Source organism: Actinoplanes sp. GCM10030250 (assembly GCF_042666575.1).
GTDB lineage: Bacteria > Actinomycetota > Actinomycetes > Mycobacteriales > Micromonosporaceae > Actinoplanes.
This window is the reverse complement of sequence record NZ_JBHTDO010000005.1, coordinates 168,348-186,084: the sequence shown is the minus strand read 5'-3', so window position 1 is coordinate 186,084 and position 17,737 is coordinate 168,348. Positions and strand designations below refer to the sequence as shown.

Annotated in this window: 12 protein-coding genes; 7 read left to right on the top strand and 5 right to left on the bottom strand. The window is 71.4% G+C overall.

Features of this window, described 5'->3' with window-relative positions; all coding sequences use genetic code 11:
- Position 1: 1 nt before the first annotated feature.
- Entirely contained in the window at positions 2-580 is a 579-nt protein-coding gene (locus ACFQV6_RS10210; RefSeq protein WP_378027132.1) for a DoxX family protein, read from the top strand.
- Between the two features lie 379 nt (positions 581-959).
- Positions 960-2,240, top strand: a complete 1,281-nt coding sequence (locus ACFQV6_RS10205; RefSeq protein ID WP_378027131.1) for a glycosyltransferase family 87 protein — start codon at positions 960-962, stop codon at positions 2,238-2,240.
- A 78-nt stretch (positions 2,241-2,318) separates the two neighbouring features.
- Here the strand turns inward: ACFQV6_RS10205 and ACFQV6_RS10200 are convergent, their stop codons facing one another.
- The 4 genes from ACFQV6_RS10200 to moaC are packed head-to-tail and all read right to left on the bottom strand — an operon-like array spanning position 2,319 to position 4,971.
- Positions 2,319-2,747 (bottom strand): molybdenum cofactor biosynthesis protein MoaE, encoded by a 429-nt coding sequence (locus tag ACFQV6_RS10200; RefSeq protein WP_378027245.1) that lies wholly within the window; start codon positions 2,745-2,747, stop codon positions 2,319-2,321.
- A 26-nt stretch (positions 2,748-2,773) separates the two neighbouring features.
- Complete coding sequence (locus ACFQV6_RS10195) at positions 2,774-3,991, bottom strand: molybdopterin molybdotransferase MoeA (RefSeq protein WP_378027130.1); 1,218 nt, start codon at positions 3,989-3,991, stop codon at positions 2,774-2,776.
- A gap of 24 nt (positions 3,992-4,015) precedes the next feature.
- Complete coding sequence (locus ACFQV6_RS10190; protein ID WP_378027129.1) at positions 4,016-4,507, bottom strand: molybdenum cofactor biosynthesis protein B; 492 nt, start codon at positions 4,505-4,507, stop codon at positions 4,016-4,018.
- Positions 4,480-4,971 carry a cyclic pyranopterin monophosphate synthase MoaC gene (moaC, locus tag ACFQV6_RS10185; RefSeq protein ID WP_378027128.1) on the bottom strand — a complete coding sequence of 164 codons (492 nt, stop codon included), beginning with the start codon at positions 4,969-4,971 and terminating at the stop codon, positions 4,480-4,482. Before moaC ends, ACFQV6_RS10190 begins: the two co-directional genes overlap by 28 nt.
- 430 nt (positions 4,972-5,401) lie before the next feature.
- On the opposite strand from moaC, the gene ACFQV6_RS10180 reads away from it, so the two are divergent.
- From ACFQV6_RS10180 to ACFQV6_RS10165, 4 genes are all read left to right on the top strand, one after another.
- The gene (locus ACFQV6_RS10180; protein ID WP_378027244.1) at positions 5,402-7,927 is read left to right on the top strand and encodes a putative bifunctional diguanylate cyclase/phosphodiesterase; all 2,526 of its coding nucleotides are present in this window, start codon (positions 5,402-5,404) and stop codon (positions 7,925-7,927) included.
- Between the two features lie 22 nt (positions 7,928-7,949).
- Positions 7,950-9,194 carry a glycosyltransferase 87 family protein gene (locus ACFQV6_RS10175; RefSeq protein ID WP_378027127.1) on the top strand — a complete coding sequence of 415 codons (1,245 nt, stop codon included), beginning with the start codon at positions 7,950-7,952 and terminating at the stop codon, positions 9,192-9,194.
- A 1-nt stretch (position 9,195) separates the two neighbouring features.
- Positions 9,196-9,594: a zf-TFIIB domain-containing protein gene (locus tag ACFQV6_RS10170; protein ID WP_378027126.1), complete on the top strand. Its 399-nt coding sequence runs from the start codon at positions 9,196-9,198 to the stop codon at positions 9,592-9,594.
- 609 nt (positions 9,595-10,203) lie between these two features.
- Entirely contained in the window at positions 10,204-10,545 is a 342-nt protein-coding gene (locus tag ACFQV6_RS10165) for a YbaB/EbfC family nucleoid-associated protein (RefSeq protein WP_378027125.1), read from the top strand.
- Positions 10,546-10,634: 89 nt separating this feature from the next.
- Here ACFQV6_RS10165 and dnaB read toward each other — a convergent pair whose 3' ends face one another.
- Positions 10,635-12,143 carry a replicative DNA helicase gene (dnaB, locus tag ACFQV6_RS10160; protein ID WP_378027124.1) on the bottom strand — a complete coding sequence of 503 codons (1,509 nt, stop codon included), beginning with the start codon at positions 12,141-12,143 and terminating at the stop codon, positions 10,635-10,637.
- 385 nt (positions 12,144-12,528) lie between these two features.
- Here dnaB and ACFQV6_RS10155 point away from each other — a divergent pair, with 385 nt between their 5' ends.
- On the top strand, positions 12,529-17,097 hold the full coding sequence (locus ACFQV6_RS10155) for a hypothetical protein (protein ID WP_378027123.1): 4,569 nt from the start codon (positions 12,529-12,531) through the stop codon (positions 17,095-17,097).
- The last annotated feature ends 640 nt before the right edge of the window (positions 17,098-17,737 follow it).

The following is a 17,737-nucleotide window of genomic DNA, read 5'->3' as shown; positions in this document are numbered from 1 at the left end:
CATGAAGCCCGTACGCACCGCAGCCCGAGCCATGCTCGCCTCGATCTTCGTGATCAGCGGGGTCCGCGTGCTGATGCACCCCGGCGACGGGCGTGTCGAAGCGGCCCGGCGGGTCACCGACCGGGTGGGACCCCTGCTGGAGAAGGCCGACCCGCGCCTGCCCACCGACCCCGAAACGCTGATCCGGGTGAAAGCCGCGAGCGACGTGGTCGCCGGGCTCGCGCTGGCCACCGGACGGTTCACCCGGCCGGCCGCCGCGGTGCTGGCGGCCGGGTTGATCCCGACCACCTGGGCGGGTCACCCGTTCTGGGCGGCGCCCAAGGAGGACCGGGCCAACCAGCAGATCCAGTTCCTGAAGAACCTGGGCCTGCTCGGCGGGCTGCTGCTCGCCGCCGCGGACACCGAGGGCCGGCCGAGCCTGCGTTACCGGACCACCCACGCGGTGGACCGGAGCCAGCGCTCGCTGAGCCGGTCCGTGGATCGGTCGCAGCGATCGGTGCGGCGCGCCGTCCGTACCGCCAAACGCGAAGCGAAGATCGCGGCGCTCTCTGCCGCGACCGCCCGCAAGCTGCCCGGCTGACCCACCGCCATCCGCGAGGCGCGCTGCGGCGCGCCCCGGCAGCGTGCCCCGCGTTTCTCTCCCCTTCGCAGCTCACCGCACCGTACTTCCCGGCGTTTTCTTGTGCGGACCTTCAGTGCGGGTCATCCTGTCGGGTTTGACCGGATAACAACCTATAAGCGGCCTTTGCGTTAAAGCGGACGAGGGGCCGCGCGGTCGGTCTGCGCCTTCTAAGCTCGCTTCCGCCCGGCTTACGACCTGCCCGCCACCCCGTCCGCTCGCCCTGTGCGTGCCGGGCGGGCTGAGCGACAGTCCGTGCCGTGCCCGGGGACGAGACGGGGGTCGCGCCATGCCGGAAATCGAGAGACGCGTGCGCCGCGCTGCGCGCACGAGGTCAGCGGTGGTCGCTCTGGGCTGCCTGGGCACGATCTGGATGATCAACTTCTGCATTCAACGGTACGGGCTGAGCGCTCTGACCATCGAATTCGAGGCGATCCGTGACCGATTCGACGGCGGCAGCCTCTACGCGTACCGCATGCCCGGAAGCCAGACTGGCGCCGCGCTGTCGCCGGCCCTCGCTCTGCTGCTGGCGCCCCTGACCCTGCTGCCACTCGAGGTCGCCGGCTGGCTGCTGGCTCTCGCCGGCATGGCCGCGCTCCTGTTGGCGACGGTCGTCCTCGCCGGCCCGGTCGCCCGCCGTTACGGCCACCGCCGCACCACCGTCGTCCTCGTCGTCGCCGCGCTGGCCCTGTTGACCACTCCGGTTCGCGCCACGATCGGCCTGGGCCGCCCCGACCTGCTGCTCTTCGGCCTCGTCGTGGCCGACCTGGTGGCGTTACGCCGAGCCGCCTGGGCCCGCAGCCGCGCCACCTGGTGGCCCGGGCGCACCGCCGCCCAGCCCATTCGGGACCGCTCCACCGGTGCACGCCTGCGCCGCGTCTGGGCCACCGGCACCTGGGCCGGCATCGGCACCGGCCTGGCCACCGCGCTCTCCGCCGCTCCGGTGCTGTTCATCGTCTACCTGCTGATCACCCGCCAGCGACGGGCCGCCGTCACCGCCCTCGTCACCGCCGCCACAGTGACCCTCGGTGTCCTGCTCATCGCCCCCGACGAGACCTTGACCTGGTACGGCACAGCCCTCTGGGAACTCGACCGCACCGCACCGATAAGCGACCCCGGCAACCAGTCCCTGGCCGGCCTGCTCGCCCGCCTGTACGGCTACTCCGCCCCACCGGTACTGGTCTGGCTCTCCTTCGGCACCCTGCTGCTGGCGGTCGGCCTGATCCGGGCCCGCTCGGCCCACGCCGACGGCGACGAGATAGCCGCGTTCACCCTGGTGGGCCTGACCGCCGCGGTGGCCGGCCCGGTGACCGGTCCCGCCGAAGCCGTCTGGCTGGTACCCGCGGTCCTGATCCTGGCCGACGCCGCCATGCGCCGCAGGCTGGGCACCCGGCTGCCCCGCTCAGCGCGCTACGCCGGCGCCGGGTTCGCCCTCGCCGCCCTGCTCGGCTACGGCTTACTGATCGCCGGACCCGGGTCGTCCTTCACCTGGAACGGCACGGCCTTCGCGCTGATCCTGCTGGTCAACGCCCTCCCCTGGCGCCACGGCAGCGCACCCGCCATCCCCGTGCCCCGCCCCACCCGCAAACGCGCCGCCATCCCCGTCCCCCGCGGCGGCTGACCCCACCCGCCGACGCCGCTCAATCGCCAGCGCCGTGGGGATGGCAGCGAGCGGACCTGTGCGACGAATCAGCGCCGCCTACGGGCAGTTGACCCACTCGTCGCTGCCGTCCCTGAAGACCTGGCGCTTCCAGATCGGCAGCCGCGCCTTGGCCTCGTCGACAAGCCGGGCACAAGCCGCAAACGCCGCCGCCCGATGCGCCGTGCTGACCGACGCCACCAGAGCCACATCACCAATCTGGAGCGTCCCGATCCGGTGCGACACGGCCACCGAGTAAACGGCCGGATCAGCGGCGATCTCCTCAGCCACCTCACGCAGCACCGCGGCAGCGCTCGGATGCCCCTCGTATTCGAGCAGCGTCACCCCACGCCCATGATCATGATCGCGGACCACACCCTGGAACGAGACGACCGCCCCCGCGCGTGGGTCGGCCACCGCAGCCTCGTGGGCAGCCAAATCGAGGTGTTCGTCGACCACCTCGACCCGAGCCACCACACCGGGCCCCACAGAGACGGGCAGATCAGCAGCGGATGTCACGGGCGCTCCCCGGGAAGTAGCGGAAGAGGCAGGAACGGAACCACATCACCGGGCACAGCCACACTGCCCGGCCGCACCACGACGAACCCGTGCGAGTTGGCCAGCCCGCGTAGCATCGCCGATCCGACATGCCCGACCGGCGTCGCGATGCGCCCGGCCGGGTCGAGGGCCGCGAGAGCCAGATGCGTGAACCCACCCCGCCCCGGCACCCCCACCGTCACCTCGACCTCAGGCAGCGGCGGCAGCGAACGCCCGCACAACCCCGCCAGCAGCGGCGCGACAAGCGTCACCAGCGCGATCACCGCCGACTGCGGATTACCCGGCAGCCCCGCCACGAACCGGGGCCGCCCGGCAGCGCCCGGAACCCGGGCCAGCAGCATGGGAAAACCCGGCCGGACGGCAACGGTGTTGACGAGATATTCGGCGCCGAGCTCGGCGAGTGCCGGGTGCAGATGGTCGACCGGTCCGTGCATGGTGCCGCCGGTCGTGCAGACCAGGTCGGCGGTCTCCAGCGCGGTACGGAGCGCGTCGACGTGTGCGACCAGCGTGTCCTTCACCGGCCCGGTGACGCTCTCCACAGTCGCGCCGTAGCGGCGGAGCCATCCGGGGACCTGCGGACCGAGCGAGTCGCGGACCCGCCCCGCTCCGGGAGGTCCCTCGGTCAGGAGCTCGTCGCCGAAGACCAGGAGGGCGGCGCGCGGCGTTCGCCGTACGGTCAAAGTCTCGTAGCCGCAGGTGGCCGCCACGCCGATGACCGCGGGGTCGACGGCGGTCCCGGCCGGCAGCAGTTCCTCGCCGCGGTGGGCCTCCTCGCCCGGCAGGCGCCACTCGGGTGTCGCCCGGGGCTCGCCGGAGACCAGGCCGTCGGTGCCGGTGGCCGACTCCTCGACGCGGATCAGCGCCGCGGCACCCTCCGGCACCATCGCGCCGGTGGCGATCTCCACGCACGTGCCGTCCTCGGTCAGCGGCGGTGGTGTGCCGCCGGCCAGGACGCGGCCCACCCGGCGCCACGGCCCGGTACCGCGCACGGCCCACCCGTCGATGCTGGAGGTGGGAAACGCGGGCAGGTCGGTGAGGGCGCGCAGGGGCTCGGTGAGGGTCCGGCCGTCCGCGTCAGCGAGCGGAACCTCCTCGGTGCCACCCGCCGCCTCTTGTCCCGCCCGGTACGCCAGGGTGCGCGCCAGTTCCCAGTCGGCTGGGCTCAACTCGGTCACCGTCGAAGCCTATCGCCGTACCGTTCAGTGATCTCCCCCGCGGATCTGGTCCACCGTGTGCGCCAGCAGCGGCCCGAGTACGGCGAGCCCGTCCTTGGCCCCACCGGTGGACCCGGGCAGGTTCACGATGAGCGTGCGCCCGGCCACCCCGGCCAGCCCGCGGGAGAGCGCCGCCGCCGGTACGCGATCCCGGCTGTACGCGCGAATCGCCTCAGCGATGCCCGGAACCTCGAAGTCGAGCAGTCCCCGGGTCGCCTCCGGGGTCCGATCGGTCGGGGTGACACCCGTCCCGCCGCTGGTCAGCACCACGTCGATCCCGTCAGCGACGGCCGATCGCAGTGCCTCGGTCACCGGGTCCCCGTCCGGTACGACAACCGGCTCGTCCACCTCACACCCGAGTTCACGCAGCCCGGCGACGAGGCGCGGGCCGCTGGTGTCCGCGTAGACACCGGCCGCCGCTCGGTTGGAGGCGACGATCACTCGGGCTTTCACGAGCGGTGCTCCGGTCGTACCCAATCCCCGGTCTTTCCGCCCTGTTTTTGCAACACGCGGACCGCTTCCAGGCTCGCGGCCGGGTCCACCGCCTTGATCATGTCGATCATCGCCAGGCCGGCGGTGGCGACCGCGGTGAGCGCCTCCATCTCCACGCCGGTCCGGTCCGCGGTCTTGGTGGTCGCGGTGATCTCGACCGTGTCCTCGCCCGGCACCAGCTCCACGGTGACACCGTGCAGCCCGATCGGGTGACAGAGCGGAATCAGATCGGGGGTGCGCTTGGCGCCCATGATGCCCGCGAGCCGGGCCACCGCGAGGGCGTCGCCCTTGGGCAGGCCGTCGCGGCGCAGGAGGTTGATGACTTCGGCGGTGGTGCGCACGTGACCGGCGGCAACAGCACGGCGGGCGCTCACCTCCTTGGCCGACACGTCGACCATGCGCGCGGCACCCGCTTCATCGACGTGAGTGAGCTGGAATTCCTGGGGCATACCGGGAGCTTATAGAGCCCTTAAGGTTGCCGCGTTCGCATCTGCGCCGTATTGCCTTCACACTTTGTTCTCAAGCGGCGGTCATGCTTCCAGCACTGCTCAGAGACGTGCGCTGCAACGGGAACAATTTTCGGTGGGGCATTCTCAATTGCATTGAGTTTCCATTCAGAAACTGTACGTAACCGATCTTCGCCCGATTCTCGCATCCTGCGCATACCGACACGATTCACTGGAAACCGACACCTCTTACGCCCTAACGTCTGTCCTGTCGCGACAGACACCCAGTTGGCAGCAGGTCGACAGACCTCAGGGCAGGAGGAAAGACATGCGCGGGCTTGAGTGGGGCTGAGTGGTAGGTGCGCGCAGAGGCGCGCATGAATAACCTTGAGCTTTGAGCGACGACTCCGTCGCGCTCGGCGATCAGGAAACTATGACTGCGACAGGTGACGACAACGCGACCGATCGGCAGCTCCGGCTGCTAGTCGGTCTCGTCGTCGTGTTCGGGCTCGGATCGGCCGCGGCGATCGCCGCCCACGGCGTCGGCAGCGCGCACCCCACGCCCCGGCCGCTCGTGCTGGCGGCCCTCTGCACCGCCGTCGTCCTGTCGAACAGGGTGCGGACACAGGTGCGGATCCGGTCCAGTCTGGACCGGTTCACGTGGAGCGAGCTTCCCGTGCTGATCGGCCTGGTCCTGGTCCCGGCCCCGTGGGTCGTGCTGTGTGCGGTCGTCGGCGTCACGATCCACAAGATCCTGGTCTGGTCCGACCCGATCAAGACGGTGTTCTCGATCGCCAAGGAGGCGCTCACCGCGAGCGCCGCGGCAACGGTCTTCCTGCTCCTGGGCATCCGGCCGGACCTGAACCACCCGCCCATGGCGATCATCCCGACCGTCCTCGGGCTGTGCGCGATCATCGTGGTCGACCATCTGGCGTTCGTGCCGGTGGTCGCGACGAGCACCCGGTCCCCGGCCCGGCAGATCGCGCTGCACAACCTCGGCATCAAGATCGTCGGTTACCTCTGTCGGCTGATCGCCTGCCTGCTGGTGGTCATCCTGCTGACCAGCGGAGCCAACTACCTGCTCCTCCTGGTCGTCCCACTCGTTGTGGCTTGCATGCACCTGTGGCAGTCCCGCAGCACGGGCACACGCGAGGAACGCGAGTCGTGGCAGCGCCTGGCCAAGGCGACGGACGAGCTGAACGCCGTCGACCTCACGCAGGTGCTGCACTCGGCGACCACCCGCGCGGCGCAGATCTTCTCCGCGGTCGAGGCGGCGATCGACCTCAGCGCCGGCGGCGCCGACCGCACCGTCAGAGCCACCGACTCCCGGGTCCTCGCCGACGGTCCGCTGGTGGCGGCACCCTCCCGCGCCGACGAGATCGCTGTCGGCCTGGACCCGCACGACGGCGGGATACGGGTCGGCGTGCTGCGGCTCTCGTTCGGCGGCGCGGTCCGCCTCACCGAGGTCGAGCAGTACAAACTGCGCACCTTCGCGTCCGCGGTCTGCACGGCCATCCGCAACGCCCAGGCATATGCCGAGCTGGCGCGCATCGCCGCGGAGAACGCACACGCCGCGAGCCACGATCCGCTCACCGGGCTCGCCAACCGCCGGCGGCTCTACGACCAGGCCGGCGAGCTCTTCCGGGCCACCCGGCAGGAGGGCCTGTTCGCCCTGCTGCTGATCGACCTCAACCACTTCAAAGAGGTGAACGACACGCTCGGCCACGCCGCCGGCGACCACGTGCTGCGGGAGGTCGCCAACCGGCTGCGCGACGCGGCCGCCCCCGGTGACCTGGTCGCCCGGCTGGGCGGTGACGAGTTCGCGGTGCTGCTCACCGGCCTGCCCACCCCCGCCCTCGCCAACCACCGCGCCACCGGCATGCTCGCCGGGCTCGACGCCGGCATCGAGGTCGAGGGCATGCAGATCACCGTGGAGGCGGCCGGCGGCATCGCCCTGGCCGCCGGCACCGGCAGCGTCGAAGAGCTGATGCGCCGCGCCGACATCGCGATGTACCAGGCGAAACGCGCAAACGAACAGACCGTTGTGTACGCACACGCGCGCGACACCGCCGACCTGGAACGACTGATGCTCACCGGTGAACTGCGCCGGGCGGTCGCCGAGCACGAGTTCACTGTGGACTTCCAGCCGATCGTCGACCTGGGCAGCGGCGAAGTGGTCGCCGCCGAGGCCCTGGCCCGATGGCATCACCCCGACCAGGGCAGCCTCTCACCCGTGCAGTTCCTGGAGACGGTCGAACGGTCCGGTCAGCTGCCCGCCTTCGCCGACGCGGTCCTCGAACAGTCGCTGATCGCGATGCAGACCTGGCGGGAGGCGGGTTTCGACCTGCCCGTCGCCGTGAACGTGTCACCGCGCAGCCTGCTCGACGCGAAGTTCCCGGGAGCGGTGCTGGCCCGGCTCGCCCGGCACGACGTGCCGCCGGAACGGCTCGTCCTCGAGCTGACCGAGACACTCACCATCAGCCAGCTCGACGTCGTCGAACGGGCGCTGGCCGAGCTTCGCAACGCCGGGGTCCGGCTCGCGATCGACGACTTCGGCACCGGCATCTCGTCGCTGTCCGTGCTCTCCCGGATCCCGGTGCACCAGCTGAAGATCGATCGGGAGTTCGTCGCCGCCGTCGAGACCTCGGCCGAGGCGGCGGCGGTCATCCGTACGACCGTGGACCTCGCCCGCAACCTGCACCTCACGGTCGTCGCCGAGGGTGTGGAGAGCGAACCGCAGCGCCGGGCCCTGTGGGAGCTCGGCTGCCTCGCGGGTCAGGGGCACCTCTTCGCCCGGCCCTACTCCGCGGCGCGTTTCCTCGGCGTGCTCCAGCGCGGCTCCGGCGGACAGCCCGGTGTGCTCGCCACCGCCCTCTACGACGCCGGGTCCGTGGTGCGGTTGCCGGCCCGCCGGTCGTTCGGCGGGGGACGCACGTCGCAGCCACATTCGTCCGCGTGACGCCTCTGCCACACTTGCCTGCGTGACGAAGATCGGCGGCTGGCTCGGCCGCGTCGACCGGGCGGCCGGCGGGCTCGCGGCCGACCTCGGGCTGTACCTGCTGTCCGCGGCCTTCGCGCTGATCACCGCACTCTCCTCGACGCTGCTGCCGCATCGGGCCTGGGGTGCGGTCGCGGCGTGGGGCTACCTGATCGCCGCGCTGGTCGTGGTGGGACAGATGGTGCTGCGGCGTCCCGCGGGGCGGGCCGTGATCGCGTGGGTCACCTACGGGGCCGTGGTGCTGCTTCCGCTGGTGTTGCAGGCGGTGCAGCGGGCCGGTGGGCGCACCGATCGGGCCCAGGAGGAAGTGGTCGTGGTCGAGCACATGGGTGAGTCGCTGGTGCACAGCGGCAGCCCTTATCTCGGCCGGGCCTCGATCGCGGCCATTCCGCTGGACGAGCGGCTTCTCGGCTATCGGCCGTACCAGCCCGGCATGGCGATCTTCGGCCTGCCGCGGGCGGTCGCGGGTGAGCACTGGTGGACCGACGCGCGGATCTGGTTCGCGGTCGCGACGGTGGCCGCGCTGGGTGCGGCGGTCGCCCTGCTGCGTTCCCACCCCCATCGGGTACGGGCAATCCAGTCGGCCACTGTGCTTCCGGTTACCGCGTTGACGCTGGCCACCGGGGGTGACGACATTCCCGTACTCGCTCTCTGCCTGCTCGCCCTGGCCCTCGCCGCCACCGGCCGCTACGGCTGGTCCGGTGCCGCCGTCGGCGCGGCCGCCGCCTGCAAACTCCTCGCCCTGCCGGTGCTCGCCGTCCTGGCCGTCCTGGCCATCGCCACCGGCAACTGGCGCCGTTTCCTCCCGCCCGCCATCGGCCTGCCCCTGCTGACCCTCATCCCGCCGCTGCTGGTCGACCCGGACGCGCTCATCGAGAACGTGCTGCGCTTCCCCCTCGGGCACGGGCTGGTCACCAGCCCCGCACAGTCCCCGTTCCCCGGCTACCTGATCGCCCAGTCACTCCCCGGTGGCCGGTACGTGGCCGCCGCACTGCTCGTCGCCGCCGCCGTCGTCATCGGCCTGCTCCTGCTCCGCCGGCCGCCACGCACCGCCGCGACGGCCGCGCTGTTCTGCGGGTACGGCCTGCTCACCGCGATCCTGCTGATGCCGACGACGCGATTCGGCTACCTGCTGTACCCGGCCGCGCTGCTCGTCTGGGCGACCGCACTCAGCAACCACACAGCTACAACGGCTGCACGGCATGACACAGCCTTGTACCGTCAATGAGATGCAGATGACCTGTCCCAAGTGTCACGGCGAGATGCGGGTCTACGAGCGCAGCGGCGTCACGGTCGACCAGTGCTCCGAGTGCCGCGGAATCTTCCTCGACCGCGGCGAGCTGGAGAAGCTCTTCGCCGCCGAGGCGAATTTCAACAGCCGGCCGCCCGCCGGAGCGGGACAAGCCCCGCCTCCGCCGCCCGCCCCGCACCAGCAGCCCCAGCACCCCGGTGGCTATGTTGCCCCGCCCCCGCCGCCTCCCGGCTACGGGGCACCGCAGCCGCACGCCTATCCGCCCGCGGCCGCCGCTCCTTATGGTCGTCCCGGCTACGGTCACCACGGCCACTACCGGCAGCAGCACCACGGCCACTACCGGCGGCGGAGCTTCCTCCACAACCTGTTCGACTGAGCGTCCCGCTCTCTGTTCCGCCGAGCGTCCTGCTCTGTTGTGACTGCATGGTCCTGCGCGTCCCGGTTCGCCGGTGACGCGCGGGGCATGCGCGCGCTCGCCCGGCCGTGATGCTCAACCGGCCGTGGTGTTCTTGCGGCCGTGGTGTTCTTGCGGCCGTGGTGTTCCAGCGGCTGTAGCTTTTCGTCGGTGTTGACCGATTCGTGACTTCCCGCCCAGGTGAGGGCCCTGACGGCTACCGAATCCGGTCCACCTGCTGCACATCGATGTCCGCAAGATGGGACGGCACACCGCGGCTTCACCCGTCGTGCTCCCCGGCCTTCCTCTCACCCGCAGTGATCGGTGACGGAGATGTGGTCCGCCCGCCGAATTCGCTTCAGACAATCCCAGCAGCAACTTCCTGAAATCGACTTCAGCCTGGGCGCCCACTCCACTGTGTCATCGATCACTCTCGGTGAGCACTGGGCGGAGTCGCCTCGTCACTTCCCAGAGAACAATTTCGATAAGCCTCTCTTTTCGTGTGCGTTACGAAGTCGCCGGAATACGCAACGTCTCTGATCTTGGGTATTCTCTCCGTCGCCCCCTGTCGCGGCGAACGGAGGAACAACCGTGACTGAAACAGCGGATCGGGCGGCGGACCACGCGCTGCGCCACGATCTGGAAGACGTTTACGGACGTTATGAGGAACTGCGCTCCGGTGTGGACGAACTCCAGCGCAGCCTGGCGACGATGCAGGTCAGCGCGGAATCCCAGGACGGCGCCGTCCACGCCACCGTGGACGCGGACGGCCACCTGGTCGATTTGCGACTGGATCAGCGGGCTTGCCGGGAATGGAATGCCGAAACCCTCGCACGGGTCATTGTGGAAACGGTTCAGCAGGCCTCCGCCGGCAAACACCGGCAGATCGAACAACTGGTGACGAATCACCGCCCAGCCGAGGACGGCGCCTGAAAAGGTCTGATTGATACGGCGCCTCAGAATGAGATGTGCGCCGGCAAACCAGTTCGCCCTGCCGACAACCGGATGGCGATGGCGACGCGTCAGATCGCCATGTCCACGAAGCGCGACAGGTGCAGCTGCGCAGCCACCGTCACCGTGTCGGTAGGACCGTTACGGTGCTTGGCCACGATGAAGTCGGCCTCACCCGCACGAGGCGACTCCTTGTCGTAGTAGTCATCGCGGTGCAGCAGGATCACCACGTCCGCGTCCTGCTCGATGGATCCACTCTCACGCAGGTCGGAGAGCTGCGGACGCTTGTCGGTGCGCTGCTCGGGACCACGGTTCAGCTGGCTCACCGCGATCACGGGGCATTCGATCTCCTTGGCCAGCAGCTTCAGACCACGGGACAGCTCGGAGACCTCCTGCTGCCGGCTCTCGGTCTTCTTCGGCGAGGACATCAGCTGGAGATAGTCGATGACGAGCAGCCTGAGGTTGTGACGCTGCTTGAGCCGCCGAGCCTTCGCCCGGATCTCCATCAGGTTCATGTTGGGCGTGTCGTCGACGAAGATCGGCGCCTGGCTGATCTCACCCATCCGGCGTGCCAGTTTCGTCCAGTCGTCGTCGGAGAGCTGCCCGGACCGCAGCGTGTGCAGCGGCACCCGGGCCTCCGCGGAGAGCAGGCGCATGACCATCTCGATCTTGCTCATTTCGAGCGAGAAGATGGCGCTGGCGTGGCCGCTCTGAATCGCCGCGTTCCGGGCGAAGTCCATGCTGACTGTCGACTTACCCAGACCGGGGCGGCCCGCCACGATGATCAGCTGGCCGGCGTGCAGCCCGTTGAGCAGGCGGTCGAGGTCTTGGAAACCGGTCGGAACGCCGGTCATCATGCCGCCGGAGGCACCGACCGCCTCGATCTCGTCGAGGGTCGGCTGCAGCATGTCACCGAGCGCGGCGAAGTCTTCGCTGACCCGCTTCTCGGTCACGTCGTAGATCGCCTGCTGGGCCAGGTCGACGATGTCGTCCACATCGCGGCCGCCGTTGCCCCCCGTGCCGTAACCCAACTGGACGATCTTCGTCCCGGCCTCGACGAGGCGCCGCAGGATGGCCCGCTCGGAGACGATCCGGGCGTAGTAGGAGGCGTTCGCCGCCGTCGGAACGCTCTCGATGAGCGTGTGCAGGTAGGGCACGCCACCGACGCGCTGCAGATCACCGGAGTCGGCGAGCGCGGCAGCGACGGTCAGCGCGTCGGCCGGCTCACCACGGCCGTAGAGGTCGAGCACCGTGTCGAAGACCGTGGAATGCACGGGCCGGTAGAAGTCGGTGGTCTTGAGGATCTCGACCACATCAGCGATCGCGTCCTTGGACAGCAGCATGCCGCCGAGCACACCCTGCTCCGCCGCGACGTCCTGAGGCGGCGCCTTGTCGAACCCGCCGCCGCCACCGCCCCCACCGCCGCCCGAGCCGCCACGGGGCCCGCCGCCGTTACCCGAACCACCACGGGGCCCGTCACCACTACCCGAGCCGCCGCGCGGCCCGTCGCCGCCCGCAGAGCCACCGCTGGATTGCGACGGCGGCCGGGACTCCGGCCGTGTGTCATCGGTGATCGACACTCCGGACCCCTTTCACTGGTGACCGCCCTCACGATCGAACAACTCAGGTACGACACTTTCGGCTGATCCGAGCGCCTCATCAGAAGAACGTCCGGATCAAAGTGGGCACGTGAGGCTGGACCACTGTACGAATCACGCGGTCACCTGCCTAACCACGTCGGTGGACGAGCCTCGGGACAACCTGTGGACATGTCCCTTCTGCCTGTGCACAGCTTGTGGACAACTTCTGGGGACGGCGGAGCTTCTCCCTTCCCCAACTGGACTTTTGCTGTCCCCACCTGTGGAGGGCAGAAAAGGTTCTGGATCAGGGGAAATACCGGAGTGGGTGAGCAAGCCGTCGCACTGAGGCGTTGCGGTTCCGCCCCGCGCACGTCACCCTTTTCACGTGGACCAACCGGAGTGGGGCTACGGCGCCCGCATGTCGCGCGACAGGCGCGCTGCGGAGGCTCGGCTCACCCGGGAACCGGAGATCAACGAATCCGAGTCTCGGTGGGCCTCGCTCGCCGACACCGGCAGCATGGCGCCCAGTGAAGAAGCGCTGACCTGGCAGCGGCGGGCTGACGCATGGGCTCAGCAGGCAGAAGTCGAGCCGTACAACGGCGGTGGCCAGGCGATCGAGCCGGCCAACCGCTGGTCCGAGGTGGCCTCTGCCGGGCGTCCCACCTTCCCCGCTGACGGCGTCGGCTGGCGCACTCAGACCTCCGAGTGGCAGGCCACCGGTGCCCGCTGGCGGCAGACCACCGAGTGGCGCTCCTCGACCGGTTCGCACGTCTGGCGTTCGACCACCGAGGCGTGGCGCGGCGACGAGGACGTCACTCCGGAGAGGGAAAGACTCGCGGAAAGAGGAGAAAGGCCCGCCATCACCGGCACCGCCTGGCCGACTCCCGGTGCGGATTCCGGTAACAGCGACATCCAGGACATCGGCGATTCCTCGTCGACCCCCTCCTGGCGGCAGTCGTCGTCCCCGGCCCCCTCCTGGCAGGAGGCTTCCGCGACCGCCCCCCGGCAGGACGCCCCGTCCTGGCAGGATGCCTCCGCAGCCCCGTCCTGGCAGGATGCCTCCGCCTCGACACCGTCGTGGCAGCAGACGCAACAGCCGGCGCCGCGGCAGCAGCCCCCGGCTCAGACTCCGTCCTGGCAGCAGCAGTCGGCGCAGACACCCTCCTGGCAGCAGTCCGCTCCGCAGACCCCTTCGTGGCAGCAGCCCTCGGCGCAGGCGCCGTCCTGGCAGGAACCGGCCGCGCAGACACCCTCCTGGCAGCAGTCGGCCCCCCAGACGCCTTCGTGGCAGCAGCCGGCAGAGGACAACACCCCCTCCTGGCGGCGCTCAGACGACCCCGGCCGTGCCACCAGGCCCGTCGAGCAGACATGGTCGGGTGCCGCTCCCGCCGCCGCCCCGTCCTGGCAGCAGCCCTCCGCCCAGACACCCTCCTGGCAGCGCTCCGGCGACTCCTGGTCGACAGGCGCCGCAAGCGGCCCGGCTGGCCTAAGCGGCCCGGCCGGCCTAAGCGGCCCGGCCGGCCTAAGCGGCCCGGCTGGCGCAATCGGCCCGGCCGGCGCACTCGGCCCCAACGGCTCGGGCGGCCCCCACGGCTCGGCCGGCCTCACGAACGGCGCCGCCAGCGGCTCGCCGTCCTGGGGCCGCGGCGACGAACGACCCACCGGCCCTCGCGGTCGCGGCCCCCAAGAACCCTCCGGCTCCTGGGGACGCGGCACCGACGACGAGCCCAGCGGTTCCTGGGACCGCGGCGCCGAGCAGACCACCGGCTCCTGGCAACGCGAACCCGGACAGACCACCGGCTCGTGGCAACGCGAACCGGGACAGACCACCGGCTCGTGGCAACGCGAACCGGGACAGGCCACGGGCTCCTGGGGACGCGGCACCGACGAGGAGCCCAGCGGCTCCTGGGAACGCGGCACCGACCTGTCCACCGGCTCCTGGAGCCGCGACAACGGCCCCCAACGCGGCATGGACCCCCAACGCGGCGGCGACCCTCGCCGCGCCATGGACCCTCGCCGCGGCATGGATCCCCAGCGCAACGACGCTCGCCGCGCCATCGAGCCGCCCGGCGAGAACACCACCGGCCTGAACCGCTGGGAGAACACCGACGCCTCCGGCTGGCAGAGCTCACCCGCCGAGGACGGCCGTCACCTGGTCCGTGAGGACGACCGTGCGGCCTGGCGCCGCCAAGCCGCCTACGAGGATCCCTCTCCCCGGCGCGGCCGCCGCCGCGCCCCGGAGTCGGGCGCCACCCCCTCCGGAGGTTCCGGCTGGTCGTCCGGCCCCGACCCGGACGACTGGGCACGCCACACCGACACCGGCAACATCCAGCCTCATTCGGACCCCGCACCCGGCTCACCGGGCCCCACGTGGGGCGCCCGCGCCGACACACCGGGCCGCCTCGACACACCAGGCCGGGCCGACACACCAGGCCGGGCCGACGCACCGGGCCGCTTCGACACACCCGGCCGCGCGGACGCACCGGGCCGCTTCGACGAGCAGCCCGGCCGACGCCGCGGCCGCCGCGAGGAGCCGGACACCGGCTCCGGCCAGTACCCCGACCGCTACGGCCGGGAGCAGTCGAGCGCGCCGCCACCCGAGCGCCAGCAGTCCCGCGGCGGACGGCCGGCCCGCTACAACGCGAACGCCACCGACTGGCGGGAGGACACCTCCTCCTGGTCGGCGGAGCCCGACACCAGCAACTGGACCCGTGACCCGGACACCGGGCAGTGGAGCCGCGCCGAGGACGACCCTCGTGTGCTCGCCTGGCGCGCGGAAGCCGCCCGCCGGGAGTCCATGAAGGGTGACGCCGGAAACGGCCCTGACGACGGCCCTGGCGGCGAGGACGGTCGTGCCATACCCCGCCGCGGCCGGCGTGGCGAGGGACCCGACGGCAGCGGACCGGTCGGCGGCCGACTCGCCATCAGCGGACCTGCCATGGGCGGACCGAGCTTCAACGGACCGGACTTCAACGGATCAGGCTTCAACGGCCCGGGCGGCGACGGACCAGGCAGCGGCGGACCGGTACGCGCACGCGGTGGCGGCGTCCCCGGCGGCCCGCTACCGAGCAGCGGCATGCCCGGCGGTTCCTGGCCGACAAGTGCCGTCCCGAACACACCTGCCCCGGGCCAGCGCAACGGTGCGATGATGCCCGCCCCGCGCAGCGCACCGCCGAACGGCGCCCAGCCCACCGGCCCGCAGCCGAACAGCTCTCAGCCGTTCGGCGCCCGGCCCAGCAGCTCCCTGCCGAACAGCTCCCTGCCGAGCAGCACCCAGACCAGCATCGGCGTGCCCAGCAGCCGCCCGCGCAGTGCCATGCCCGGCGCCATCCGGCCGAACAGCACGGCACCCGGCCCCACACCTTCGGGAAGCCCGTCCTGGGGTGGCGCCGCCGCGCTGCCCTTCGACGACGGCAGGCGCGGCGACCAGCCCGGCGGCAACCGCCGTTCCCGCGACGACCGCCCCGCCCCTTACGGCGCCCCCGACGACTACGACACCCCCAACGGCTACGGCAGTCCGAACGGTTCCGCCGCCGGACGCAACGGCTACAGCGGCCCGAACACCTACGACGGCCCGAACAGCTACGACGGCCCGAACAGCTACGACGGCCCGAACAGCTATGACGGACGCAACGGCTACGACGGCCCCAATGGCTACGACGGCCCGAACGGCTACGGAACTCCCAACGGCTACGGCGCGACCGAACCGCCGGCCAGTGGCCGCCGTCGCCGCGGAGCCGACCCGATGTCCCGCGGCGACGACGAACCGCCGAACTTCGAGCCCCGGCAGAGCCGGCAGTACCGGCGACTGAACGTCGAACCCGACGACTACCCCGAGGACGGCCGTCGGCAGGGCCCCATGCCGCCGCGTCGCGAGCTGCCGTCCGGCCCCGCCCCGAGCTGGTCCGAGCCCGGCCGTGACACGCCGCCGAACCGCCCGTACGGCGAGGTCCGCCCCGCCCGGGAGCTACCGTCCGCCGAGCCGCCGCGGCGCAACAACTACCCGCCGGCCCGCGAACTCCCCGCCGGCAACGGTCAGTCCTGGCAGGAGCCGCGCCGCGCACTACCCGCCGGCCCTACTCAGCGCCCGGATTCGACGGAGTGGCCCGACCCGCTGAGTCAGCCGCGCCGCGCCAGCGCACCCGCTTACGGCTCCGCGCAGCCGGACAGCGGCTACGGCGACGGGACCGACCCCTCGAACGGCGGCGGCTACGGCCAGAGCCGCCCGCCAGGCGACTGGCTCGCCGCCGAGCGCGCATCGTCGCGCCGCGGCGCCCAATATCGCGACAGCGCCGGAAGGGACGGTGAAACCGATTGGCGCCAGGAGCTTTCTCAGGACAACTCTCTAACCGAGGGCGAATCCCGCCGTTACGACACATCGGACTTTCCGCCCTTTCGGCCAAGTGGATCAGCAACCGTGGCCGGGGCGTCGAACCTGGCCCTCAGCGCCACCTCGGTAATCACCCGAGACCCGGAAGCCGCACCAGCCACAGCGGCTACCGAGGACGAGGACACCTCCTGGCCTCCGCGCCGCTCCACCGGCGCGTTCCAGGGCACCGGCTCCTACGAGCGCCGCCCGGTCAGCGCCGACCTGGTCTCCGGCCTCGGCAACGACCTCCTCGACCCTGACGACGACGAAGAGGACGAAGAGTCCACCGGCACCCCCTTGGCCGCCGTCGGTTACACAGTCGTCTGGTACGGCGTACCCGTGTTCCTGTTCGTAGCCGGCATGTTCCTGCTCAACAGCGGCCAGCGCTCACACGCGCTCGACACCCTCGCCGACGCCGCCCCTGAATTCGGCATCTCCCTGGCCCTGAGCATGCTGGTAGCGGTCGGCCTCCGCCAAGCCACCACCGCCTGGAAATCCGCAAGCATCGGCCTGGCCGCCGCCGTCGTAGGCGGTGGCCTCGCCACCGTCCTGAGCTCCGCCATCACCGGCAACAGCCTCAGCTGACGTTGCACCCTCGCCGGCCAGGCGCCCCTCACCCCCAGCAGGGCGAGCACCGGCAGGCCGTTCCCCCAAACCCTTCTTCGGTACGAGACACGACTCCCGCCTCAAGCGGCCCGCCACCCCCTGCACCGTCCCAGCCGCAGCGCGCCCGCCGGGCGTGAGCGCGCCGTCCCGCTCACCCCACCCCCGCTCAACCCCACCCCCGCTCCACCGTCGCCAGCGCCCAGCCCGAACCCTCGGCTGGCCCCCAGTGCTCCCTCACCACCCTCCAAACAGCACCCACAACCAGCCAAACCACCCCAGCTGGCCCCCAGTGCTGCATCACCACCGCCGAGGCAGCACCCACAACCAGCTGAGCGGCTGGGCTCGGGCAGAGCCGCTGGAACTCGGGCAGCGCGGCGGGCTCGGCGGGGCTCGGCGGGGCTCGGGCGCGGCGGGGCTCGGGCGGGCGCGGCGCGGCGCGGGCACGGCGCGGCGCGGGCACGGCGCGGCGCGGGCACGGCGCGGCGCGGGCACGGCGCGGCGCGGGCAGGCACGGCGCGGGCAGGCACGGCGCGGGCAGGCACGGCGCGGGCAGGCACGGCGCGGCCGGACTCGGCCAGGCACGGCGCGGCCAGGCGCGGCGAGGCCAGGCGCGGCCAGG

Bases quoted from the DNA above. Each gene is read 5' to 3' on its own strand.
- ACFQV6_RS10210 (WP_378027132.1), top strand. From the start codon at position 2: ATGAAGCCCGTACGCACCGCAGCCCGAGCCATGCTCGCCTCGATCTTC.
- moaC (WP_378027128.1), bottom strand. From the start codon at position 4,971: ATGCCCCAGGAATTCCAGCTCACTCACGTCGATGAAGCGGGTGCCGCG.
- ACFQV6_RS10180 (WP_378027244.1), top strand. From the start codon at position 5,402: ATGACTGCGACAGGTGACGACAACGCGACCGATCGGCAGCTCCGGCTG.
- ACFQV6_RS10170 (WP_378027126.1), top strand. From the start codon at position 9,196: ATGCAGATGACCTGTCCCAAGTGTCACGGCGAGATGCGGGTCTACGAG.